The sequence below is a fragment of the Brevibacillus sp. AY1 genome (genome assembly GCF_029870785.1).
Classification (GTDB): Bacteria; Bacillota; Bacilli; order Brevibacillales; family Brevibacillaceae; genus Brevibacillus; species Brevibacillus invocatus.
Genome location: NZ_JAFLPN010000029.1, coordinates 1 through 20,540 on the forward strand (window position 1 = coordinate 1; position 20,540 = coordinate 20,540).

The 20,540-nt window shown below is 49.8% G+C and carries 20 protein-coding genes; 3 read left to right on the plus strand and 17 right to left on the minus strand.

Annotation, left to right across the window (positions count from 1 at the left end; translation table 11 throughout):
- Positions 1-849: 849 nt before the first annotated feature.
- The 6 genes from JZI27_RS18795 to JZI27_RS18820 all read right to left on the minus strand — a co-directional run bounded on the left by JZI27_RS18795 (position 850) and on the right by JZI27_RS18820 (position 5,782).
- Positions 850-1,614: a type III pantothenate kinase gene (locus JZI27_RS18795; protein WP_280208701.1), complete on the minus strand. Its 765-nt coding sequence runs from the start codon at positions 1,612-1,614 to the stop codon at positions 850-852.
- Positions 1,615-1,627: 13 nt separating this feature from the next.
- Positions 1,628-2,473, minus strand: a complete 846-nt coding sequence (nadC, locus tag JZI27_RS18800) for a carboxylating nicotinate-nucleotide diphosphorylase (protein WP_280208703.1) — start codon at positions 2,471-2,473, stop codon at positions 1,628-1,630.
- Between the two features lie 51 nt (positions 2,474-2,524).
- Positions 2,525-2,950: a Fur family transcriptional regulator gene (locus JZI27_RS18805; RefSeq protein WP_122907008.1), complete on the minus strand. Its 426-nt coding sequence runs from the start codon at positions 2,948-2,950 to the stop codon at positions 2,525-2,527.
- Positions 2,951-2,986: 36 nt separating this feature from the next.
- A complete protein-coding gene (locus JZI27_RS18810) occupies positions 2,987-3,826 on the minus strand; it encodes a metal ABC transporter permease (protein WP_122907009.1) in 840 nt (279 codons plus the stop codon).
- A gap of 31 nt (positions 3,827-3,857) precedes the next feature.
- Complete coding sequence (locus JZI27_RS18815; RefSeq protein ID WP_280208705.1) at positions 3,858-4,628, minus strand: metal ABC transporter ATP-binding protein; 771 nt, start codon at positions 4,626-4,628, stop codon at positions 3,858-3,860.
- Between the two features lie 143 nt (positions 4,629-4,771).
- Entirely contained in the window at positions 4,772-5,782 is a 1,011-nt protein-coding gene (locus tag JZI27_RS18820; protein ID WP_280208706.1) for a metal ABC transporter substrate-binding protein, read from the minus strand.
- 179 nt (positions 5,783-5,961) lie between these two features.
- On the opposite strand from JZI27_RS18820, the gene JZI27_RS18825 reads away from it, so the two are divergent.
- From JZI27_RS18825 to JZI27_RS18835, 3 genes are all read left to right on the plus strand, one after another.
- A complete protein-coding gene (locus JZI27_RS18825; protein WP_251244987.1) occupies positions 5,962-6,465 on the plus strand; it encodes a PCYCGC domain-containing protein in 504 nt (167 codons plus the stop codon).
- A gap of 171 nt (positions 6,466-6,636) precedes the next feature.
- Complete coding sequence (locus tag JZI27_RS18830) at positions 6,637-6,972, plus strand: PadR family transcriptional regulator (RefSeq protein WP_251244986.1); 336 nt, start codon at positions 6,637-6,639, stop codon at positions 6,970-6,972.
- Positions 6,969-8,297, plus strand: a complete 1,329-nt coding sequence (locus JZI27_RS18835) for an FtsW/RodA/SpoVE family cell cycle protein (protein ID WP_251244985.1) — start codon at positions 6,969-6,971, stop codon at positions 8,295-8,297. Before JZI27_RS18830 ends, JZI27_RS18835 begins: the two co-directional genes overlap by 4 nt.
- 49 nt (positions 8,298-8,346) lie before the next feature.
- On the opposite strand, the gene nadA is transcribed toward JZI27_RS18835, so the two are convergent.
- The 11 genes from nadA to JZI27_RS18890 form a co-directional block, all read right to left on the minus strand.
- Positions 8,347-9,294, minus strand: coding sequence for a quinolinate synthase NadA (gene nadA, locus JZI27_RS18840; RefSeq protein WP_251244984.1), 948 nt, complete (start codon positions 9,292-9,294; stop codon positions 8,347-8,349).
- Positions 9,295-9,384: 90 nt separating this feature from the next.
- Complete coding sequence (locus JZI27_RS18845) at positions 9,385-10,248, minus strand: HAD family hydrolase (protein WP_280208707.1); 864 nt, start codon at positions 10,246-10,248, stop codon at positions 9,385-9,387.
- Positions 10,249-10,329: 81 nt separating this feature from the next.
- Entirely contained in the window at positions 10,330-12,306 is a 1,977-nt protein-coding gene (gene ftsH / locus JZI27_RS18850) for an ATP-dependent zinc metalloprotease FtsH (protein WP_122907017.1), read from the minus strand.
- Positions 12,307-12,375: 69 nt separating this feature from the next.
- Complete coding sequence (gene hpt / locus JZI27_RS18855) at positions 12,376-12,915, minus strand: hypoxanthine phosphoribosyltransferase (RefSeq protein WP_122907018.1); 540 nt, start codon at positions 12,913-12,915, stop codon at positions 12,376-12,378.
- Entirely contained in the window at positions 12,912-14,342 is a 1,431-nt protein-coding gene (tilS, locus tag JZI27_RS18860; RefSeq protein WP_122907019.1) for a tRNA lysidine(34) synthetase TilS, read from the minus strand. The genes hpt and tilS overlap by 4 nt, the downstream gene beginning before the upstream one ends.
- The gene (locus JZI27_RS18865; protein WP_122907020.1) at positions 14,314-14,766 is read right to left on the minus strand and encodes a threonine/serine exporter family protein; all 453 of its coding nucleotides are present in this window, start codon (positions 14,764-14,766) and stop codon (positions 14,314-14,316) included. Before JZI27_RS18865 ends, tilS begins: the two co-directional genes overlap by 29 nt.
- 5 nt (positions 14,767-14,771) lie before the next feature.
- Positions 14,772-15,521: a threonine/serine exporter family protein gene (locus JZI27_RS18870; protein ID WP_122907021.1), complete on the minus strand. Its 750-nt coding sequence runs from the start codon at positions 15,519-15,521 to the stop codon at positions 14,772-14,774.
- Positions 15,522-15,536: 15 nt separating this feature from the next.
- Positions 15,537-16,472, minus strand: a complete 936-nt coding sequence (locus JZI27_RS18875; RefSeq protein WP_122907022.1) for a serine/threonine protein kinase — start codon at positions 16,470-16,472, stop codon at positions 15,537-15,539.
- Positions 16,462-17,220 carry a vWA domain-containing protein gene (locus tag JZI27_RS18880; RefSeq protein ID WP_251244981.1) on the minus strand — a complete coding sequence of 253 codons (759 nt, stop codon included), beginning with the start codon at positions 17,218-17,220 and terminating at the stop codon, positions 16,462-16,464. Before JZI27_RS18880 ends, JZI27_RS18875 begins: the two co-directional genes overlap by 11 nt.
- 66 nt (positions 17,221-17,286) lie before the next feature.
- The gene (gene spoIIE / locus JZI27_RS18885; protein WP_251244980.1) at positions 17,287-19,761 is read right to left on the minus strand and encodes a stage II sporulation protein E; all 2,475 of its coding nucleotides are present in this window, start codon (positions 19,759-19,761) and stop codon (positions 17,287-17,289) included.
- 378 nt (positions 19,762-20,139) lie between these two features.
- Positions 20,140-20,505, minus strand: a complete 366-nt coding sequence (locus tag JZI27_RS18890) for a S1 RNA-binding domain-containing protein (protein ID WP_057134183.1) — start codon at positions 20,503-20,505, stop codon at positions 20,140-20,142.
- Positions 20,506-20,540 lie beyond the last annotated feature (35 nt).

The window sequence follows — 20,540 nt, forward strand, 5'->3', positions numbered from 1 at the left end:
GAACCCACGAGACGAGTTGACCCCGCCTACACGATTTCCAATCGTGCTCCTTCGGCCGCTCGGACATCCATCCATTATGCGAGTTATGGGCCAATGCCCAATCACTACCCTGCAGAATCAAAATTCTATCACGATTCACCATAAAGCGCAATAGCTTTTTTAGTAAAGATGAAAAAGTTTAATTCTAAAACACAAAGTTCATCAGGCACAATAGCCATTCTAGCGCCCTGATTGGATAATGTCAAGATCAAGAATGAAATTATCTCGAAACAAATTACGCAATTATCAATTCCCAACGAAAGAAAATTAACCACTCTGCTAAACTAGGGCTCTTTCATGCTTTTCAACAGTAGCAAAACGAAAAGTTGTTTCTGTAAAAGGGATCAGACAAAAAGAATGCAGGCACCACACCGCGAATGGTATACTTTTCCTTAAGGCAAGATTGGCGGTGGTCGGCCACGGCGTAGCTCCTGAAAAAGGGGGTGACGCTGATGGTCACGCTCGGCACGCTCTACTTTTTCCTGAAAGTACTGGCAACTTTGCTCAGTCTTTGGTTTAGCAGCAGAAAGCTATACCGCTTATGGAAAAGAAGGCGTAACAAGCGAAAACCCACCGCCTAAGGTTGACCGCCCGACGGTGGATTCGCTGGTTTTCTAATCAAGCGCGCCGTGGGTGTTCCACAGCTATCTTGTCTCGGGGAGCCTGCCGCTGCAACGGCGGCTCCTTTATTTGTATGTCGAAATCAGCAATTGTTATACACCCATCTTATCACGCTGGTTTGTTTCATACAAGAAAGAAGGTCTTTCGTTCCCAGTACTCCCTAAGGAACACTGCGACTCCCCATTCCAATCATTGATTGCGCTCATAAATCAAGCGAAGCCCTTTCAGAGTCAGGTCGGGGTCAACGACGTGGATACATTCAGTCTCATTGGCTACCAACGAAGCTAATCCACCCGTCGCCACTACCTGTGGCTCCGCACCACTTTCCGCCATAATCCGGCGCACAATCCCCTCGACCTGACCCACAAAACCGTAGTAAATGCCCGACTGCATGGCGGCAACCGTATTACGCCCCACGACACTGGCTGGCTTGGCCATCTCGATGCGTGGCAATTTGGCAGTACGGCTCACCAAAGCTTCTGTGGAAATGCGAATACCAGGGGCAATCGCTCCCCCCCAGTACTGCCCCCGCTCATCAATATAGCAAAACGTCGTCGCCGTCCCAAAATCCACTACGATCAGCGGCGTGCCGTAATCGCGAATGGCTGCAACCGCATTGACGATCCGATCCGACCCTACCTCGCGCGGGTATTCATACTTGATATTGAGGCCTGTTTTAATTCCGGGCCCCACGATGAGCGCTTTACGAAGCAAATACTTTTCGCACATGCGTTCAATGGTAAAGTTCATCGGCGGGACGACCGAGGAAAAAATGACCCCACGCACTTGATGCAGAGCAAGCCCAACGCTGTCAAACAAACTCTTTACCAACATCCCGTATTCGTCTTCTGTCTTGTTGCGATCGGTGGAAAAACGCCAGTGATAGCGCAGATTTTCCCCTTCATACACACCCATGACGATATTGGAATTTCCGATGTTCATGACCACGATCATACATAGCCGCTCCTTATCGTTTACGCGTGTTCAAATCAAGGCTGATGTCAAACGCTTTGACCGAATGGGTCAAGGCCCCTACGGAAATGACATCCACACCTGTCATCGCAATAGAACGAATCGTCTCCAGATTGACACCACCCGAAGCTTCTACGATGGCCCTTCCCTGAATAAGCGCAACAGCTTGGGTCATATCCGCATTCGACATGTTGTCCAGCATGATGATGTCTGCACCGGCATCCAGCGCCTCCTGCACTTGCTCCAGAGTCTCTGCCTCCACTTCAATCGTCATGGTATGCGGAATTTGAGCCCGTGCAGCCGCTACTGCCTGAGCGATCCCGCCTGCTCCTTTAATGTGGTTGTCCTTGATCATCACCGCATCGTACAGGGCAAAACGGTGGTTGTGCCCGCCACCCACACGAACCGCGTATTTTTCCAAAAAGCGCAGGCCTGGTGTGGTTTTGCGTGTATCCACAACACGAGCCTTGGTACTGGATACAGCTTGTACATATGCGTTCGTCTGTGTAGCAATACCCGACAGCCGCTGCATCAGATTCAATGCCAGCCGCTCGCCGCTCAGGATCGACCGGACCGAGCCGCTCACTTCTGCCAGCTGATCCCCTTTTTTCACATGAGCCCCTTCTTCTACACTTGCGGTAAAGACCAAGGCGGGGTCCACCGTCTCAAAAACCTGCTGCGCGATGGACAAACCTGCGATCACACCACTTTCCTTGGCGTAAAGAATCCCGACTCCGTGCTCATCTGCTGGGATGGTACTCATCGTCGTTACGTCACCCGAGCCTACATCCTCTTGCAGCCATTCTTCTATTTTTCTTTGCAGTTCATGTCTATTCCACATTGGTCCCAGCCACGCTCCCCATCGACTGCTGTTTGAATCTTCGAATGCTCATTAATTGGCGTGACTGACACATTCCTTGCACATGCCATACACCTCGAATTTATGACCAGTCACTTGAAAATCCTCAGGCACGGACGCCATGACATTCATGGGACAGCCCGGCAATGAAGATGTTTTCCCACACTCGGTACAGATCACGTGATGATGGTGATGTCCGTCAGCCGAGCATGCGAGTCGAAATTTTCCTTCGCCGTCCAGCTCCGTCTCTTCCAGAATCCCCAGCTGTACAAAAGTGGAGATGTTGCGATAAACGGTATCAAAGCTAAGAGTGGGATATAGTTCTTTAATGCGTTCCATGATATCCTTCGCCGAGAGGTAGCGCTTTTCTTCCGCGCAGATGCGAATCATCTCCTCCCGTTTGCCGGTGTACTTGTATCCATGCTCCTTCAGGATTTGCAGCGCTTCTTCTACTTTCATCGTCAAACACTCCTTCCCTTTTGTCTCTTCGCCTCGTTATCGGAAAAGGACTTTCAGCTTTTTCACACCCAAAACCACCAGCAGGATAAGAACAGCCATCAAGACAATTGTACCACCAGATGCCCAGTCTAGCAGATAGGCAAAATACAGTCCTCCGAGCACGGACGTTTGGGCAAACACAATGGCATAGAGTATCGTCTGGCGAAAACTCCCCGAAATCTGCAAACTGGCTGCCACTGGCAAGGTAATCAGTGCCGAGATTAGCAGCACCCCTACGATCCGCATAGAAGCTGCAATCGTAAGTGCCACCAGCACCATGAACCACAGATTGATCGCTCGTCGTGAGACACCGGATACACGCGCGAACTCTTCGTCAAAGGAAACGGCGAACAGTTCTTTATAAATCAATAATACCGTTCCCAGTACGACAACAGCTACCCCTACGAGGGCATACAAATCTTCAATCGTAACCGTCACAATTTTACCGAAGAGATACGAGTACAGATCCGCATTAAACCCATCAGCAATACTGATCAGGACCGTAAACAGACCGAGACCGCCTGATAAGATAATCGGTATAGCCAAGTCCTGCTGTGAACGAAAAACCTTTCGAAGCCGTTCAATAAACAATGAACCGATCACCGAAAAGATCATGCCGAAAAACAGAGGATTGATCGCAGCAAAAAACGCCACCTTCTTCGATAACAGCATCCCTGCTGCCACACCGGACAAGGTCACATGAGACAAGCCATCCGCCATCATCGACAAGCGGCGAACAATCAAAAACGTACCCAGAATCGGGCAAATCAGCCCAATCAATATACCGGAAAACAAGGTATATCGCAAAAAGTCATACTGCCACCAATCAGCAAGCATGTTCATACTCCCTCTTTACCCTTTTGCCAGCTTAATGATGATGGGATAAAAGCTTCATCGACCCACCATACATTTGCTGCAAAATTTGTTCTTGGTTATGCTCAAAATCATGTGCTGTTCCGTGGAAGTGAATTTTCTTCTGCACACAGGCTACCTTGTTCACCCACTGTGTCATGACGCCTACATCGTGACTGACAATCATCATCGTGAGACTGTTTTCTTCCTTCAGGGAACGCAATAGACTGTAGAATTGCTCGATGGATTCCTGATCCACCCCAACGGTCGGCTCATCCAGAATCAACAGCTCCGGCTCGGCCACGAGTGCACGCGCAATGAATACTCGCTGCAGCTGACCGCCTGACAAACTGCCGATCCGCTGATCCAGCTTAGCAGTCAACCCGACTCGATCTACGGCCTCTTGCACACTGAAATGGTGATAGGCTTTCAATCGTCTAAACATCCCCACCTTGCCCACCAGACCAGATGCCACGACTTCCCTAACTGTTGCGGGAAAACCGCCAGCACCGTGTGCGACCTGCTGTGCTACATAACCAATTCGATTCCATTCGCGGAATTTCTGCAAAGGCTGCCCAAACAGCTCAACCTTACCCTTGGTCGGAGTCAGCAAGCCAAGAATCAGCTTCATCAACGTCGATTTTCCAGATCCATTCGGGCCGACGATGCCAACAAAATCCCCGCGATCCAAGGCAAAGTTGACGCCATCGAGCACCACTTTGTCTACATATTGGAAGGAAACGTCCGTGAGTTTCACCACGGCTTCTCCTTGTATCTTGTGTTCCATCCTAACCATCCTTTAAATCGGATTTGTTCTGATTTGTCATTCTCCATCCTACTACGATTTGGCCTACTTCACAAGGGCTGGAGTATACGAAAATCATTGAAAAAAAGATGCCGCACATGGGAAGCGACATCTCTTAGCATTTCCTATTTTAACGCCTCACGCAGCGTTTCCAGATTCTCACGCATGATCGACATGTAGTCCTTACCAGCCTGCACATCTTCCTGTGTCAAACCCTCCAGTGGATTCAAGGTAGCTGTTTTCACACCGGCTTCCTTGGCAATCACTTCTGCTACTTTTGGCGATACGAGTGTTTCGAACAAGACGTATGGGAGCTGATGCTCTTTTACGTGCTCCACGAGCTTCTTCATTTCTGCCGGAGACGGTTCATCTGCTGGGTTGACCCCAGAAATCGCTACCTGCTCCAGACCATACTGGTGTGCCAGGTAGTAAAAAGCACTATGAGAAACCATGAATTCCTTTCGCGAGGCTTGCGCAACCATCTCTTTGAATTCCTTGTCGAGCTGATCCAAATCAGTTGCCAGCTGCTCATAATTCTTTTCAAAATCTGCTGCATGAGCCTGGTCCTTTGACACCAACGCCTGCTTTACTTTGTCAGCCTGTTCCTTTAACAGAGTGGGATCAAGCCATACATGTGGGTCAAATTCTCCATGATCGTGATCATGCCCGTGATCATCGGCATGTTCTTCCATATGCTCATCAGCATGCTCATCGGCGTGGTCATCCCCATGCTCGCCAGCCTTCAACAGATTTAATCCTTCTGTCGTGTTGATGATTTGGGTACGATTCTTATCGAGGTTCTCCACGGCTTTATCTACCCAAAGCTCCAAACCACTTCCGTTATAGACAAAGAAGTCTGCTTCAGTCAAGGCAACCATATTTTTCGCTGTCGGTTCGAAGTCATGCGGTTCTACACCTGGCGGAACGATGTTGATCACTTCCACATGTTCACCGCCAATTCTCTTGGTCACATACTCCAGCGGATAAATTGTCGTAAATACTTTTGGCTTTTCACTCGCCGACGCTGCTTGTTCGGCTGGTTGCGGCGTACCCGTCGTTGCTGTCGGTGCTGCACCGCATCCGGCCAAAGCTGCTGCCGTTACTACACTTACCATAGCCAGTAGGCTTTTTCTCATTCTATTTCATCTCCCATCTCAATTCAAAATCATTCCGATTTACTTCCCGTCACCCATTATACGGACAGCTGCCCAGAATGTAAATAGGATTTATTACGATTTATTGGGTATAACTGCACATCGTCTTTTTTCTGCTCATTCCCCTATGCTACTATAGGTGGGAGGGGGTTAGTCCGAAAATGAAATGGAATCGAAAATCATGGTTGCCTATCGCGTTCCTTACAGCAGCCTTGCTCACAGGTTGCGCCTCTACCGATAACGCCAACTCGGGCGCAGAGGGTCACGATCATACCCAACACGCGCCAAATGGCGATTTGCAGGAAACAACAGCATCTGCCGATATTCTGCCGAGCTTCCTCGACAACCAGGACCCGGTCATTATCGAATCTTACAAAATCGCAGGTGCTAACCGCGAGCTGCTCAAATCCATTCCGTGCTTCTGTGGCTGTGGCGAAAGCGCAGGTCATCTGCATAACGGAAACTGCTTTATCAAAGAAGAACTGGAAGACGGTTCGATTGTTTGGGATGATCACGGAACTCGCTGCGGCGTTTGCATGGAGATCGCCGTTATTTCTTCCAAGCTGAAAGAAGCCGGAAAAACACCGTTGGAAATCCGCGAATACATCGATAGCGCCTATAAAGAAGGGTACGGAAAGCCTACACCTACCCCGATGCCTTCTTAATCTCACGTACATCACATACCACTCGAAGTCTGGCATGTTCATCCTGCCAGGCTTTTTTTCTCGTCCTGCCTGCCATAGTAAATCATACTTGCAAACTGACGAGCTAATGACTATATTTATACATAGATATCCAATGTATCGATTATCAAGGTAAAAGGAGGTCCAGTCCACTTGAAGATTAACAAAGAGCTCATGAAGGGAAGCACAGTCATCCTGATCCTCACCCTTCTGGATCGCAAGACGATGTATGGCTATGAAATGAGCAAAGAGATGGAAAAATGCTCAAACGGTGTGCTTTCTCTGAAAGAAGGAACGCTCTACCCCATCCTGCACACATTGGAGTCAGAGGGCATGGTCGAATCATACTGGAGCACAGGCGAAGGAGAGCGAAAACGGAAATATTATCAGATAACGAAAAAAGGGCAAGGACATTTAAAAGAAAAACAGCAGGAATGGGTCTCCTTTCGCACGGCTGTCGATCAAGTCTTGGGAGGTGGGCAAGCATGAGCAGACAAAATCGTATCGATGAATACATACAGCAAGTATGCCGTCATATTCGCAATAAGAACGTTCATGCCTCCATCTCACTCGAGCTGGAATGTCATCTGGCTGACAAAATGGAGGATTACGAATCGCAAGGCTACGACGAAGAGAACGCGATCAAACAGGCGATAGCCGATATGGGCGATCCCGAACAAGTGGGTAAGCAGCTCCATCACGCGCACAAGCCGCGTATGGAATGGAGCATCATCGCAATTGTTGCCGTCCTGATTGGTTTTGGGCTTCTCGTCATGTACTCGCTTAGCGGCACTCAGTCTGCCAATCACTTATCTGGATGGTCTTTCTTTGAAAATAAAGTTATCGGAACGCTCTTGGGGCTCAGTCTTTTCATTGCCGTTCTTTTTGGTGATTATCGCAAGTTGAAGCCTTACAGCAAGCATCTCTATCTGGGCGCGCTTTTGATTACGTTTCTTGCATTGTTTCAAGGCGGAACCGTAAACGGTTCAGCTTCTTATCTAGATCTTGGAATCATTCGCTTTGATGTAATGGGTATCACTACTCTGCTCACCATCATCGCGCTTGCCGGAATGTTTTCAGAGTGGAATTGGGAAAGTCGTGGGACATATGTTAAAGCCTTCGCAGCCTTCACTGCACCGTTTCTGATGATCTTGTCGGCTCCTGATATGCAATCCGCTTTTCTGTTGTTTGCTGGCTTCTTTGTCCTGATGATGACATCATCTGCTAAGAAAAAGGTGACCTTTACCCTGTTTGGTTTGATCACTGGTTCTATCGCTTGTCTCGCCTTTCTCTTCATCAGGCCATACCAGACTGGCCGAATTGCTGCGTTTCTCGATCCCTATGCCGATCCGAATGGAGCAGGCTATATGATCGTTCAATCGTTAAAGCTCGTACAGTCAGCCGGACTCTGGGGGAATGGCTTTGGAGCACGTGTCGACTCCCTTCCTACAGTAGAGTCGGAGTTCATTTTCACCTACATCGTTTATAGCTTTGGAATTGTCACCGGCTCAGTCATCCTGCTTCTAGGTATCGCCCTGTTGATCCGTCTTCTAAAAGCTGTAAAGGGTGTGCGGGATTCTTATGGATTCATGCTGATGGCAGGGCTGATGACACTCTTCTTCATCCCGTACTTCTGGAACATCCTGATGGTCGTTGGCCTTATGCCGATCACTTCCGTGAACCTGCCATTCATCAGTCATGGAAATGTACAATTCGTTCTGCAAATGCTGCTCATGGGACTTGTTTTGAATGTATACCGCAACAAAGACATTCAGCCCTGGACAGACAAAAGTATCCTGACCAAGAACCGCTAGTATGCAAAAAAAGGAGTAAAGCCCACTCAGGCTTTACTCCTTTTACGTTTTATGAACCAGGCGCCACTTCCAGCATGCGCTCCAAGGAAGCGCGTGCGGCATCGGCCACGTCCTTTGGCACGAAAATTTCCGGTTTCATGTTCTCCAGCGCTTCTACGCACTTCTTTAGGTTGTTTACCTTCATGTTGGGACAAACCAGATATTTGGATGCGAAAATGAATGTTTTGTCCGGGCTATCCTTTTCCAGCATGTAGCGCGTTCCATCTTCCGTTCCGATGATGAATTCCTTGTGCTCGGACTCGCGGCAGTACTTGAGAATACCGGTAGTTGAACCGACGTAGTCAGCGAGCGCGACCACCTCAGGGCGACATTCCGGATGTACGACCACGACAGCGTTTGGATGCTGCTGCTTCAGTGTGACGATATCTTCGACAGACAGCTGGTCATGCGTATTGCAGTAGCCCTCCCAGATAATCATCTTCTTGTCGGTAAATTGCGATACATAGTGGCCCAGGTTTTTATCTGGAACCCAAATAATCTCATCACTGTCTACCGACTCAATGACTCTCTTGGCATTGGAGGACGTACAGCAAATATGCGTCTCAGCCTTCACATCAGCAGACGTGTTGATATAGGCGACGACCTTTGCGTTAGGATGCTCTGCTTTCAGCTTGCGCAGACCGTCCACATTGACCATGTCCGCCATCGGACAGCCAGCGCGTTCATCCGGAATGATCACGGTTTTTTGGGGATTGAGAATTTTTGCACTTTCTCCCATGAAGTGAACTCCGCAGAAGAGGATGACATCTGCATCTGTTTCCTTTGCTTTTTGCGCCAGTCCGAACGAATCTCCGATATAATCAGCCACTTCCTGGATCTCAGGGCGTTGATAAAAATGAGCAAGAATAATAGCGTTTCTCTCTTTTTTCAGTTGAAGCAACCGTTCACGTAACTCAGCGTTGCGCTGGGCTTTTTTTTCAAGCGCTAAAGCGTCCATGTGAAAAGTCCCCCTACTAGGTGTCTTAATTTACGGTCATTGTAAGCGGATAACCGAGCAATGTCAATGAATGGAGTCTGGATGAAACAGCTACTCGCATTCCGTGATCTGTTGGCGAATAAATTGAGCCACGCCATCGTCATCGTGATGAGGTGCGATGTATTTCGCCAGTTCCTTGATTTCCGGGGACGCGTTTTCCATTGCTACAGCGTAGCCCGCTGCACTCAGAGCCTCCCGATCATTCTCTGCATCGCCAAAGACCATGACTTCCTCTGGACGAATCCTCCATTTGTTGCAAAAGTAAAGAAGACCTTCCCACTTGGACACGCCTTGGGGCAGCATCTCTACATTGTGTCTGCCGGATGAAGTAATGTTTACCTGGCTGTTCCAAGGCACCAGCTTCTCCCTGACCCATTCCAGCAGCTCAGGATTGCTATGCCAGATAAACAGCTTAACGATTTTGGTTTCTGCCTTGCTCAGCATCTCTAGCATTTCTTGCAGAGGAATTACTCTTGCTAGCTTGTAAAAGGCGAACTTGCGGATCGAGATCCCTTCCAGCGAAGTATCCTCCTCCAACATGGCCTCCAAACGTTCCCGATCCTCCTGAATCATCCAGCGATTGCTCGCGGTGTCGTGAAGCTCGTAGTAAAGAACCTCCTGACGCAGCGTAAGAATGGCATCGGCAACCAGGTCATTGGGTAGAAGCGTTTGGTGTACCATCTTTCCGTCGCTTTCAAATACAGTCGCTCCGTTGCTGCACACAAAACCGTCAAACGGAAAGGCATCAATCGGGATTTGTGCTGATCCAAAGGTACGTCCCGTCGAAAGCACCAGCTTGCACCCCTGCTGTTGCAGCTCCAGACATGCCTTTTTGGTAGTCTCCGTCATTTGGGATTCTTTGTTCAACAAAGTTCCATCCATATCAAAAGCAGCAAGGCGAGGTTTGAGTCCCATCCTATTTCCCCCTTAACAGGCATCTTGTACAGCAAGCGACGTATTCAAATAGTAGAAGAAAAGGAGCACCAGAGGCGCTCCTTATTGTTTCGGTTCATCGTTTTTAGCTTCGTCTACTGTGGTTTCCGCAGCGTCTGTCGCTTCTTTCACTTCTTCTTTTCCTTCATCTTTCTTCGGTTGAATGTTCACGACCACGTCTTGGTTGTTCGCTGGGTCATTGTCCATTTTACCGGTTTCGATCAGTTGTTTGATTTGCCCGGAGTCCAGTGTTTCCACACGGAGCAACGTAGTAGCAATCAGGTCGAGCTGATCACGGTGCTTGGTCAGCAAATCTCTACACTTCTCATAGCACTCGTTAATGATATTTTGCATCTCTTGGTCGATCTCATAAGCGATCTTATCGGAGTAGTTACGTTCAGTGCCGTAGTCACGCCCCAGGAAGACCTGACCTTGGGCTTTACCGAATTGCATCGGACCTAGACGACTCATACCGTACTCTGTAATCATGCTACGCGCAATAGCTGTAGCACGTTGGAAGTCGTTGTGTGCACCGGTACTGATATCACCGAGAACCAATTCTTCCGCCACACGCCCACCCAAAAGACCTGTTATCTTGTCAAGCAAGTCTGTTTTGGTAGCAAAGAAACGGTCTTCCTTCGGCAAGAACACGGTGTATCCACCTGCTTGGCCGCGTGGAATAATAGTGACCTTATGTACCATCTCAGCATTTTTCAAGTGGTAGCCGATGATCGTATGACCAGCTTCGTGGAAAGCAACCAGACGTCTTTCGTCCTCGCTGACGACGCGGGATTTTTTCGCCGGACCGGCAATCACACGGTCAATCGCTTCGTCCACTTCCACCATATTGATCATCTTTTTGTTTTTACGCGCAGTCATGAGCGCTGCTTCGTTCAACAGGTTTTCCAAGTCAGCACCTGTGAAGCCCGATGTACCGCGAGCAATCACGTCCAGCTTCACGTCGTCACCAAGCGGCTTGTTGCGGGCATGAACCTTGAGCACCGCTTCGCGACCCTTGATATCCGGGCGATCTACTGTAATTTGACGGTCAAAACGACCTGGGCGCAACAATGCCGGATCGAGAATGTCAGGGCGGTTCGTCGCAGCCACCATGATGATACCTTCGTTTCCGCCAAAGCCGTCCATCTCTACGAGCAATTGGTTCAACGTCTGCTCGCGCTCATCGTGACCGCCGCCGAGTCCAGCTCCACGCTGACGACCCACTGCGTCGATCTCGTCAATGAAGATAATGCACGGAGCATTTTTCTTCGCGTTTTCGAACAAATCGCGGACGCGGGAAGCACCCACACCGACGAACATCTCTACGAAATCGGAACCGGAGATACTGAAGAATGGAACTCCTGCCTCACCCGCAACAGCACGTGCCAGCAAGGTTTTACCTGTACCTGGAGGTCCGACAAGCAGTACCCCTTTTGGAATCCGGGCTCCCACCGCATTGAACTTGCGTGGGTCTTTCAGGAAGTCAACCACTTCCTCCAGTTCTGCTTTCTCTTCGTCTGCACCCGCCACATCGTCGAATGTGACGCGTTTCTTCTCTTCGTTGTACAGCTTCGCACGGCTTTTGCCGAAGTTCATCACTCGGCTGCCTCCGCCCTGCGCGTTGTTCAACAGGAAGAAGAACAAGATGAAGATGATCACGAACGGAATGATCGAGGTCAGGAACGTGAGCCAGATGCTGTTGCCCTCGGCTGGATTGACCTCTACAATTTTCACCTTTTGCTCATCGATCTTTTGTTCGATCAACGAGATAATATCGGATTGAGTCAGTGGAACGTTGGTAAAAAACTTGTTACTTTCCTGTCCCGGGGCTGGATTGGCCAGAACACCATCTACCCTGTATGTACCATTCTCAGGACGAATGGCCATCTCGGTGATGTTGTCGGCTTTCAAATGCACCCGGAAATCCTGATATGTAAGTTTCCCAACCTTATCAGTACCGGAGAGGATGAAATTTACGATCCCGACCGTGACAAGAAAAATAAGTAGGTAGAACCCGGTATTACGAAAAAAGCGATTCATTCCTTACCTCCTCTCACGAACAGACACTTTTGACATTTTACCATATTAAGCAAGGTCTTCACAACAAAGCTACTTGGTGTAAACCTCAGGCTTCAGCACACCAATGAACGGCAGATTCCGATACTTTTCGGAGTAGTCCAGACCGTACCCCACCACGAATTCGTCAGGAATATCGTAGCCGCTGTAATCCGGAGAGATATCCACCTTGCGACGCTCCGGCTTGTTCAGCAGTGTAACTACTTTCACTGACGCCGCTTCGCGATGACGCAAAAGCTCAACCAGTCGGCTCAAGGTCAAACCGCTGTCCATGATGTCTTCTACAACCAGTACATGCCTGTTTTGCACAGAGGTATCCAGGTCCTTCAGGATTTTTACCATACCCGAGGACTCTGTACCGCTTCCGTAGCTGGAAACTGCCATAAAGTCCATTTCACATGGAATATCCATATGACGGATCAGGTCAGCCATGAATACAACGGCACCTTTCAATACGCAGATGACCAGAGGGTTTTTATCTCTGTATTCTGCTGCCAGTGTTGCACCCAGTTCTTTTACCTTTTCCGCGATCTGCTCCTCAGAAAGCAAAATCTTCTCGATGTCTTGATTCATTCAAAAACCTCCCGCCAATCTTCTCCAAACTCTACCCGCACGTGCAAAAAACGCCTAGTCTGTTCTCGTATCGGCGCTACGGCGGAACGACGCACACCCGGCACCCAAATAACCTGATCTTCGGCAGTCAAAAGAGGGAGTTTGTCGCGCCAGTCTCTTGGAACCTTGGCATCGATCAACAGCTCTTTCAGCTTTTTCTCCGATTGAAAGCCCATCATCGAGAGACGATCACCCGGTTTTCGGTTGCGCACATATAGCGTATCAGGCAGACAATCCGCATCAAAAATCGCTTCATTGTCTAAAAGCAGCTTCCAGTCCACTGGACCATTCAGGTAAGACGTATGTACAGCAGCCTTTCCTTCCGCTATCCAAGTAACCCCCGGAACAGCGAGCTTATAACAATAAGTATGTATGTCCTCTGTACGTCCATTACACCGAAAATGAATTTGTCCATAAACCCTTTTTACCACTAGGTTTTTAGGCAAATGCAGCTCCGAAGAAGGACGCGTCCCCCTTGACATGTACAAAACGGTCTCCACATGCTGCGAAGACCACTCGGTTTGCTTTGAGAGATAACTTAATATTAGAGTAATCATTCTCCTTTGTAAAGCAACGTCACAACTTTGAAACTTGTCGTTGTCGATTCCAATCCAATTCGAATTTTGCCCGATTATCAACTGTTTCAGCTGTTCCTTGGCGAGTCGTTCCAGCAGCGATTCGTCTTGTCGAATCGCCTCGGCTGCCTGAAGAATATGCTCCCTGTAACGACTGTTGACCTCCTCCAAAAGAGGCATGACCTCCAACCGAAGCAGGTTTCGCTTGTACTTTCTGGATTGGTTGCTGCTGTCTTCTCGTGGCTGCAAGCCATGATCCCGACAATATCGTTCCAGTTCTTTCCTCGTTTTATGCAAAAGAGGACGGATTAGCTCGACATGATTCGTTCTTTCCATCGGACGCTTTTTGGGCATGCCTGCAAGTCCGTGAAGCCGCGTTCCGCGAATCATGCGAAACAAGATCGTCTCCACCTGGTCATCCGCATGGTGGGCCAGCGCCACTTTGGTCGCGTGGACCTTCTCCGCAACCTCCCGATACAGGCGATAACGGAGCTCTCGACTCGCCTCCTGAGCGCCCATCCCCGTCTCCTCCATGTAAGCCGGGACATCGCGTTCAAAAAGATGAAAGGCAACGCCCAGCTGATGACACAATTCTTCAGCAAACAAAGCGTCTTGTCGGGCCTCTTCACCTCGAAAGCCGTGATTCAAATGAACCGCATGCAGCTTCCAGCCGTATTGATAGTTTTGATTTAGTGTCACCAAGATATGCAGGAGAGCTGTCGAATCATTCCCCCCCGACAATCCGGTCACAATCGTCTCACCTGGGAGGAGCAATGCGTGTTGTTCAATCTCGTTGTGTACGCTTTCCAGCATAACGGGCTCCTTTCCAGATCGTCAGGACCGAGATCCCAAATATCAAGCCCGAAGCAATCGCCCCTGCTACCAGCAAGGTTTGTGTAGCCAGCGTGATGCCTCCCACATAATCATTATTGACAAAGGCAAGCATGGATTTGTAAGCCAACGATCCAGGAACAAGGGGGATGACGCCTGCTACACTGAAGTTGGTCGAAGGTACACGAAGCAGGACGGAAAGGAGCTGACTCAGCAACGAGACGACGGATGCTGACACCAGCGTAGAGAGCAACACCTCTGCCCCAAGCATAGGGAGAAACGAGAAGACCAGCCATCCGACCATTCCTGCCATACCACCTGCCAAAATCGTCCGAACTGGGACATTAAACAAAATGCACCAGGCAGTAGAAGAGATCAAGCTAAGTGCCAATCCTTTTATTAACATCGTACTCACCTCATAAACCAGAGAATAATCGCAGTGGCCACCGCTACGGAGACAGCAGTCAGCATCGCCTCCACTCCACGCGATACACCAGCGACCAAATCACCCGCCATCAGATCGCGAAGTGAATTTGTGATCGCGATACCTGGAAATAAAGGAAGCATGGCACCAATGATCAGAATGCTCATGTGCAGCTGAGGAAAAAAGGTGACAAATAATAAGGCAACAAGACCACCCAAGAGGGCGGCTGAAAACTCGGTGAAAAATTTCATGTGAACAAACCTTTCGAAATATTCCATGCTCAGATTCACAGTCAATCCGGCTAGGGCGCTAGGGCCAAGATCCAGCCAAGTGCCTCCAGCCAGCATGGAAAAGGCGCCGCTGGCAGTAGCGGCTGCCATATGCTGCATCCACTTCGGATAAACCGGCTTCTTTTGATCAATCTCGCGAAGTGTACGATATGCTTCAGACAACGTAATGCCTCCGCTGACAAAACGTCGGGAAACATCATTGACCAACGTAATCTTGTTCAGGTTGGTCGTCCGCTTGGGAGTGCGAACCATGCGTGTATGGTCCTGTCCTTGGCAGCGAAACGAAAGAATCACACTCGTCGGCGTAGCAGAGCTGTTCACGTCGTCCATCCCTGCCGCTTGCGCGATACGAGTCATCGTCTCTTCCGTTCGATAAGTCTCTCCCCCGCTTTTCAAAATCATGGTCCCTGCCAACAGACATGTATCCATCACCAAATCTGCGGACACTCATCGTCACACCCTTCATAAAAACCATGCATAGTAAAGTGTGCCAGCCAGCAGCAGCATCGATGCAACGAACAAACTGCTGATCCACTTGCCTCCTGTACCCGATCCTTGTTGCTTTGTCGGTGCTGGGGAAGCAGGTGCTACTGTCGATTCACGCAAAATAGCCAGCATTTCTGCCCTCATCTCATGGGCAGTGGCATATTTCCCGTGAAATGCCTTGATCAAAGGCACTCGATAGGGGTACAAGCTGTCACTTTTTCGTATTATATCACAGAGTATCTGGGTCTGACGCGGTTCGCCCAAGCTCATGTGCCAAGTCTGTGAATCCACGACGAGCCTGACCATCATAACTGCTGTCGAAAACAGATCGTAGCTGACCTCGGAACGTCTGTCTCCGGCATGCCAATAAGCGCGGTCATACTCTTCCGTAAACTGGCGGACAGCGTTGCCGAGCTTGGTCACTCCACCAAAGTCGATCAGACTTACCTGCTTGTCCTGGCGGGTGACGATCACGTTCTCTGGCTTCAAATCGCCAAAGGTCCAACCATGCTTATGAAGGATGTCAAGGCGGGCCAAAAGCTGAACGATCAGTACAGGAACCCACTCCACCCCTGCCTTTTGGATATAGTCATCCAGCTGATCGCCATCCAGGTACTCCATGGCGTAAAAAGTACACGGTCTTCCGTTTAAAACGAGATCGTCTACGTCACACAGGAGCGGTCCCACTCGGGAATCCCGCCCCTGTTGCAAGCTTTTTAACACATTTACTTCCATCAATATATCCATGCCCTCGAAACCAACCTTGACCGCTCTCTTGACGCCACCTTGTGTGGTCAAATAGACGGCCCCGTTTGCACCACGCCCCAACTCCCGCAGAACGTGGTAAACGTTTTTGTTCCACTTCCCATGAAATTGGCGGGGCAGGTCGGGTGTGGCCACTTTAAAAGACATGGTCACGCAAATCTCCTTCACCGTCTTCAACATTCGACTCGCGATAACGCTCAGATAGTGCTTGAGGGAGTTTGATGTGTTCGAATAAAGCGATCGCTTCGACAATCGCTGGGCCTGTAGGTGTGATTCCGCTCATCGCCAAATCAGGTGTTAGCTGGTGCGCCTGCTCGACTTTATCCGTCCAAGGAATTCGCACATCGAGATGCTGATGTTTCCCAGGAAATGAGCAGACCGCCATACGGCTTTGCCCACTCCGCGAACGAAGGCTGATGCTGAAATCGTGAATGGCTTGCTGTACAGCGGATATTTTCGGCTTCATACTCCCCGAGGTATCCACCAGCATCACGACATTCAGATTGCTTTTCTCGCCCAGTTCGTCCACCATTCCGGCTACCTGTACGCGTTTGGAAGGCGCTAGTTCTTCGATTCCTGAATCACCGAGGATTTCTTGCAATTCTTTATTTACGACCTGATGAATCGTTCGGGTCATCGCTTTGCGCGTCAGCATCTGCACCGTTTGGGCCAACTGCTGCGGATAGACGATATCACATAATCCGCCCCCTGCTTCCGCAATGTCGCGGATCTCCGTTTCCCCCTTTTCACCAAGCTCACTTTTGTCAATAACGCCAATCACATTCACCGTGATTCCCTGTTCTCTCGCCAGCGCTGCAGCTGCCACCGGACTCATACCGGAATTGGAGCAGCCATCTGTTACAACCAGAATCTGTCGAAGTGTCGCTTCTTTCACAAATAATCTCCCCATTCTGCCTGTTTTAGCAACAGTATCGACGCGCAGAAGGGAAAACATACCTTCCTAACTCACAATCCTCGGTCGTTCCAGCTTTTGCATGCCGTGAACCTGGATAGCCGACCATTGTGGCACAAAACGATCGATGCGCGCCACAAGCACGGTCATGTCGTCTACGATCTGTCCGGAATGCTGCCGGATGACCTTTTCCAAAAGCAGGTCCGCCACCTCCTGGGGGTTGTCTGTCTCCAGCTCTGCGATGATTCGCTTCATCCATGCCTGCCGATTTTCGATATGGCGCGGCGCCTCATAAATGCCATCCGACATCATGATCAGTAGATCTCCCGGCTTTAGCATGCGGGATACGACATCCACCTCGATTTCCTCCAAGATCCCTACCGGCAAATTGTTCGCGGTAATGGTGATTACATCCGGTCCGCGCTTTACAAAGCTGGGCGTCGAACCGATCTTCACAAAGCGTGTATGCGCCGTCTGCAGGTCGATCAGGGCCAGGTCCACCGTAGCGAACATCTCGTCCGTAGAACGAAGGGCAAGGACCGAATTGACGGTCTTGATCGAGAGCTTCTCGTCAATACCGGAGCGCAGCAGCTGCTGCAGCATGTCCAATGCGGACTGGCTCTCGAGGAAAGCGCGTTCACCATTGCCCATGCCATCACTGATTGCCAAGGCCATCTTGCCATTGCCCAGATCCATCGTGCGGAAGCTGTCTCCAGAAAGCAGCTTCCCATCCTTTGCCGCACCAGCGATGCCTATGTCGATTTCAAACGTTTTGGCTGAAGCCAGGCACATCGTGCAGGAACCATCTTTCTGCGCTTCGCAATGCCGCTCCCGGACGATGATGTTCTCACCCAGAATCTCTGTCAGCATCGGGGCCACAATTTTGGCGCATTCATCTCGTCCGTAGCAGGATGGCTGGCTGATCTCGATATCTACCTTTCCTTCCTCCAAGCTGTGTATATCCACGCGGCGCACAGAGAGTCCCAACCCTTCCAGCGCCTTCGATACCTGTTTCTCCTGAAAGCTCAGCTCCATGCCTTCACGCTGGATCTCCTGGGCAAAATCGCTCATCACCCGGGAGACACCCGAAAGCTGATCTGCCACCAGCTTGCGGCTCTCCTTCACTTGTTTTTTCAATAGCTCAAACGATTGCTGACGGTCGTATTCCTGCTCCATGACAGTGAACACCTTGTCTGTCTTGACGCATTTGCGCTCCCAATCCCGAGGTGGCGTAACCCCCGCCAGCGTGCCGTTTTCATGTACTTTTTCCGCCAGCCAACGCATCCCCTCGTAGGTCGATTGCATGTCCTTCTCCCAGCACTGCTCCTTCTTAAAGCACTTCTGGCAGGTGAACTCGGTGACTCTGCTGAGAAAAGCATCAGCCTGCTCTTCGATTTCCTCCGGATCAGCTGTTTGGGCAAAGCTGTGTGACAGCTGAGTAAACAGATCTGAGAACTGCTGAATTTTCCCCGCCGTCACATCGCGCACCCTGCGCATGTACTCCTGATGAGACTGCTGATTTTCCGGAGTGCCCGGAATAAAGCGGGCGACTTTTTTCCATAGGACTGCTGGCGTCAGGATGAATAGGACGATCGCCAGTGACGTTTCTACCAGTGAAAGATAGAGGGTTTCCTCTGCCCCTCCGTATATAGCTAAAATCGCAGTACCGATCAGCAGCCCCGCCGATACGCCGACTTTTCCGCCTTCCTTCAGCAACCCAGCCAACAGCCCGGAGAAAGCAAGCAGATTGATCTGCTGCAAGGCTCCTACATTCGCGAGACTGAGAATGAGGCCGGTCACCACACCGACTGCAGCCCCAACCGTGCCGCCACCGACGAATGCAAAGAGGAGCAACAGGTACCGCGACAAGACGTGTTCCATCGAGATTCCTTCTATAACCCAATCCACTGTGCCCGTCATCAAAGAGGCCAGCAGAATAACCAATGAGACAATTTCCTCGGTCTTCAGCGGTTCATAAGGCTTGGCCATATAGATGATCGACAGCGATTGGATGAAAATCAGGGTCAGCACAAAACCCAGTACGGCTTCAACCCCGACCATCACCAATTCAAAGGTATTGACCTGATTAGTCAGCACCTGATAGAGCAAATGGCTGATAAATACGGTCACCATCACGAGCAAGGGAGTTCGGGAAAAGTCCTTTTGCCTGAATCGCTCGCTTAGCTTGCAGGCAATCAACGCCAGCACGATACCGAGTGTCGCCTGCAGACCCACTGGCACGGATTGCGTGAACGCACCTGCGATCAGGGCAAGCCCCGTGGCCATCATACAATCACGACGCAAGTAGAACATGACCATAAAATACGGAATGACAAACGGCGTCAATTCTTCTAGGATCAACGCACGACCCAACAAAAATCCCATCAACAAGGGAAGCACATTCCACTTCTGTACGGTTTGGGCCACTTTTTCAGTCCACGTAGTTGCTGTTGTATTCACTTGTTCGGATACTTGACGAGTCCATACCTGACCCGTTCCTGATACATTCTTGTTTGCGATCATTTGCGCACCACCCCGTTCTTGTTCATTTCGGTTTTCTCATTATACGAAGGGGGTTATGTAAAATTTGTCAAAATACCAAGTCGTATTCCTAGAATCGTGCGACAAAAACATTGACATGTTTGGACATGAAAGCACGAAAAAACCTCTTTGCGCGCGTCTCTGGTCTTGGCAGACACGGCAAAGAGGTTGGTTGAGGCCTTCCTATCTCAGAATAGAAAAAAGCCGACGTTATGGCGGACAACGTCGGCTGACAGGTGATTCGCGCTTAGCGAAACGGGCTTATATTACCTATTCGTCATTTCCACCAAATGACCTTCCTCGTTTATTAGAGAAAATACATAATCTATAAAGAAAGAAAAGTCAAAATTTTTAGATTTATTAACGGTGACGTCCTCGCTTCTCCGCATTTTTTTTGCGCGTTGACTGACGTTCTTCGCTCTCTTTTAGAAACCGGTTCAGCTTATCTTCAAAGCCCTCTCCACGCTCCCGCGGACTGCGCGGAGGACGCTCCTGTTCCTTGGCTTTTTTGATCGACAAACCAATTTTTCCTTCACGCAGACTTAGAACTTTGACTGTCACCACGTCCCCTACCTTCAGAAACTGGTGAATGTCTTTGACGAACGTGTCTGCGATTTCGCTAATGTGAACCAGACCGGTTGCTCCCCCTGGCAGTTCCACAAATGCGCCGAATTTCGTGATACCCGTCACTTTTCCTTCAAGTTTGCTCCCGATCTCGACTCCCATGAGCTGGAAAGCCTCCCTCTGCTTGAAGATCCGAT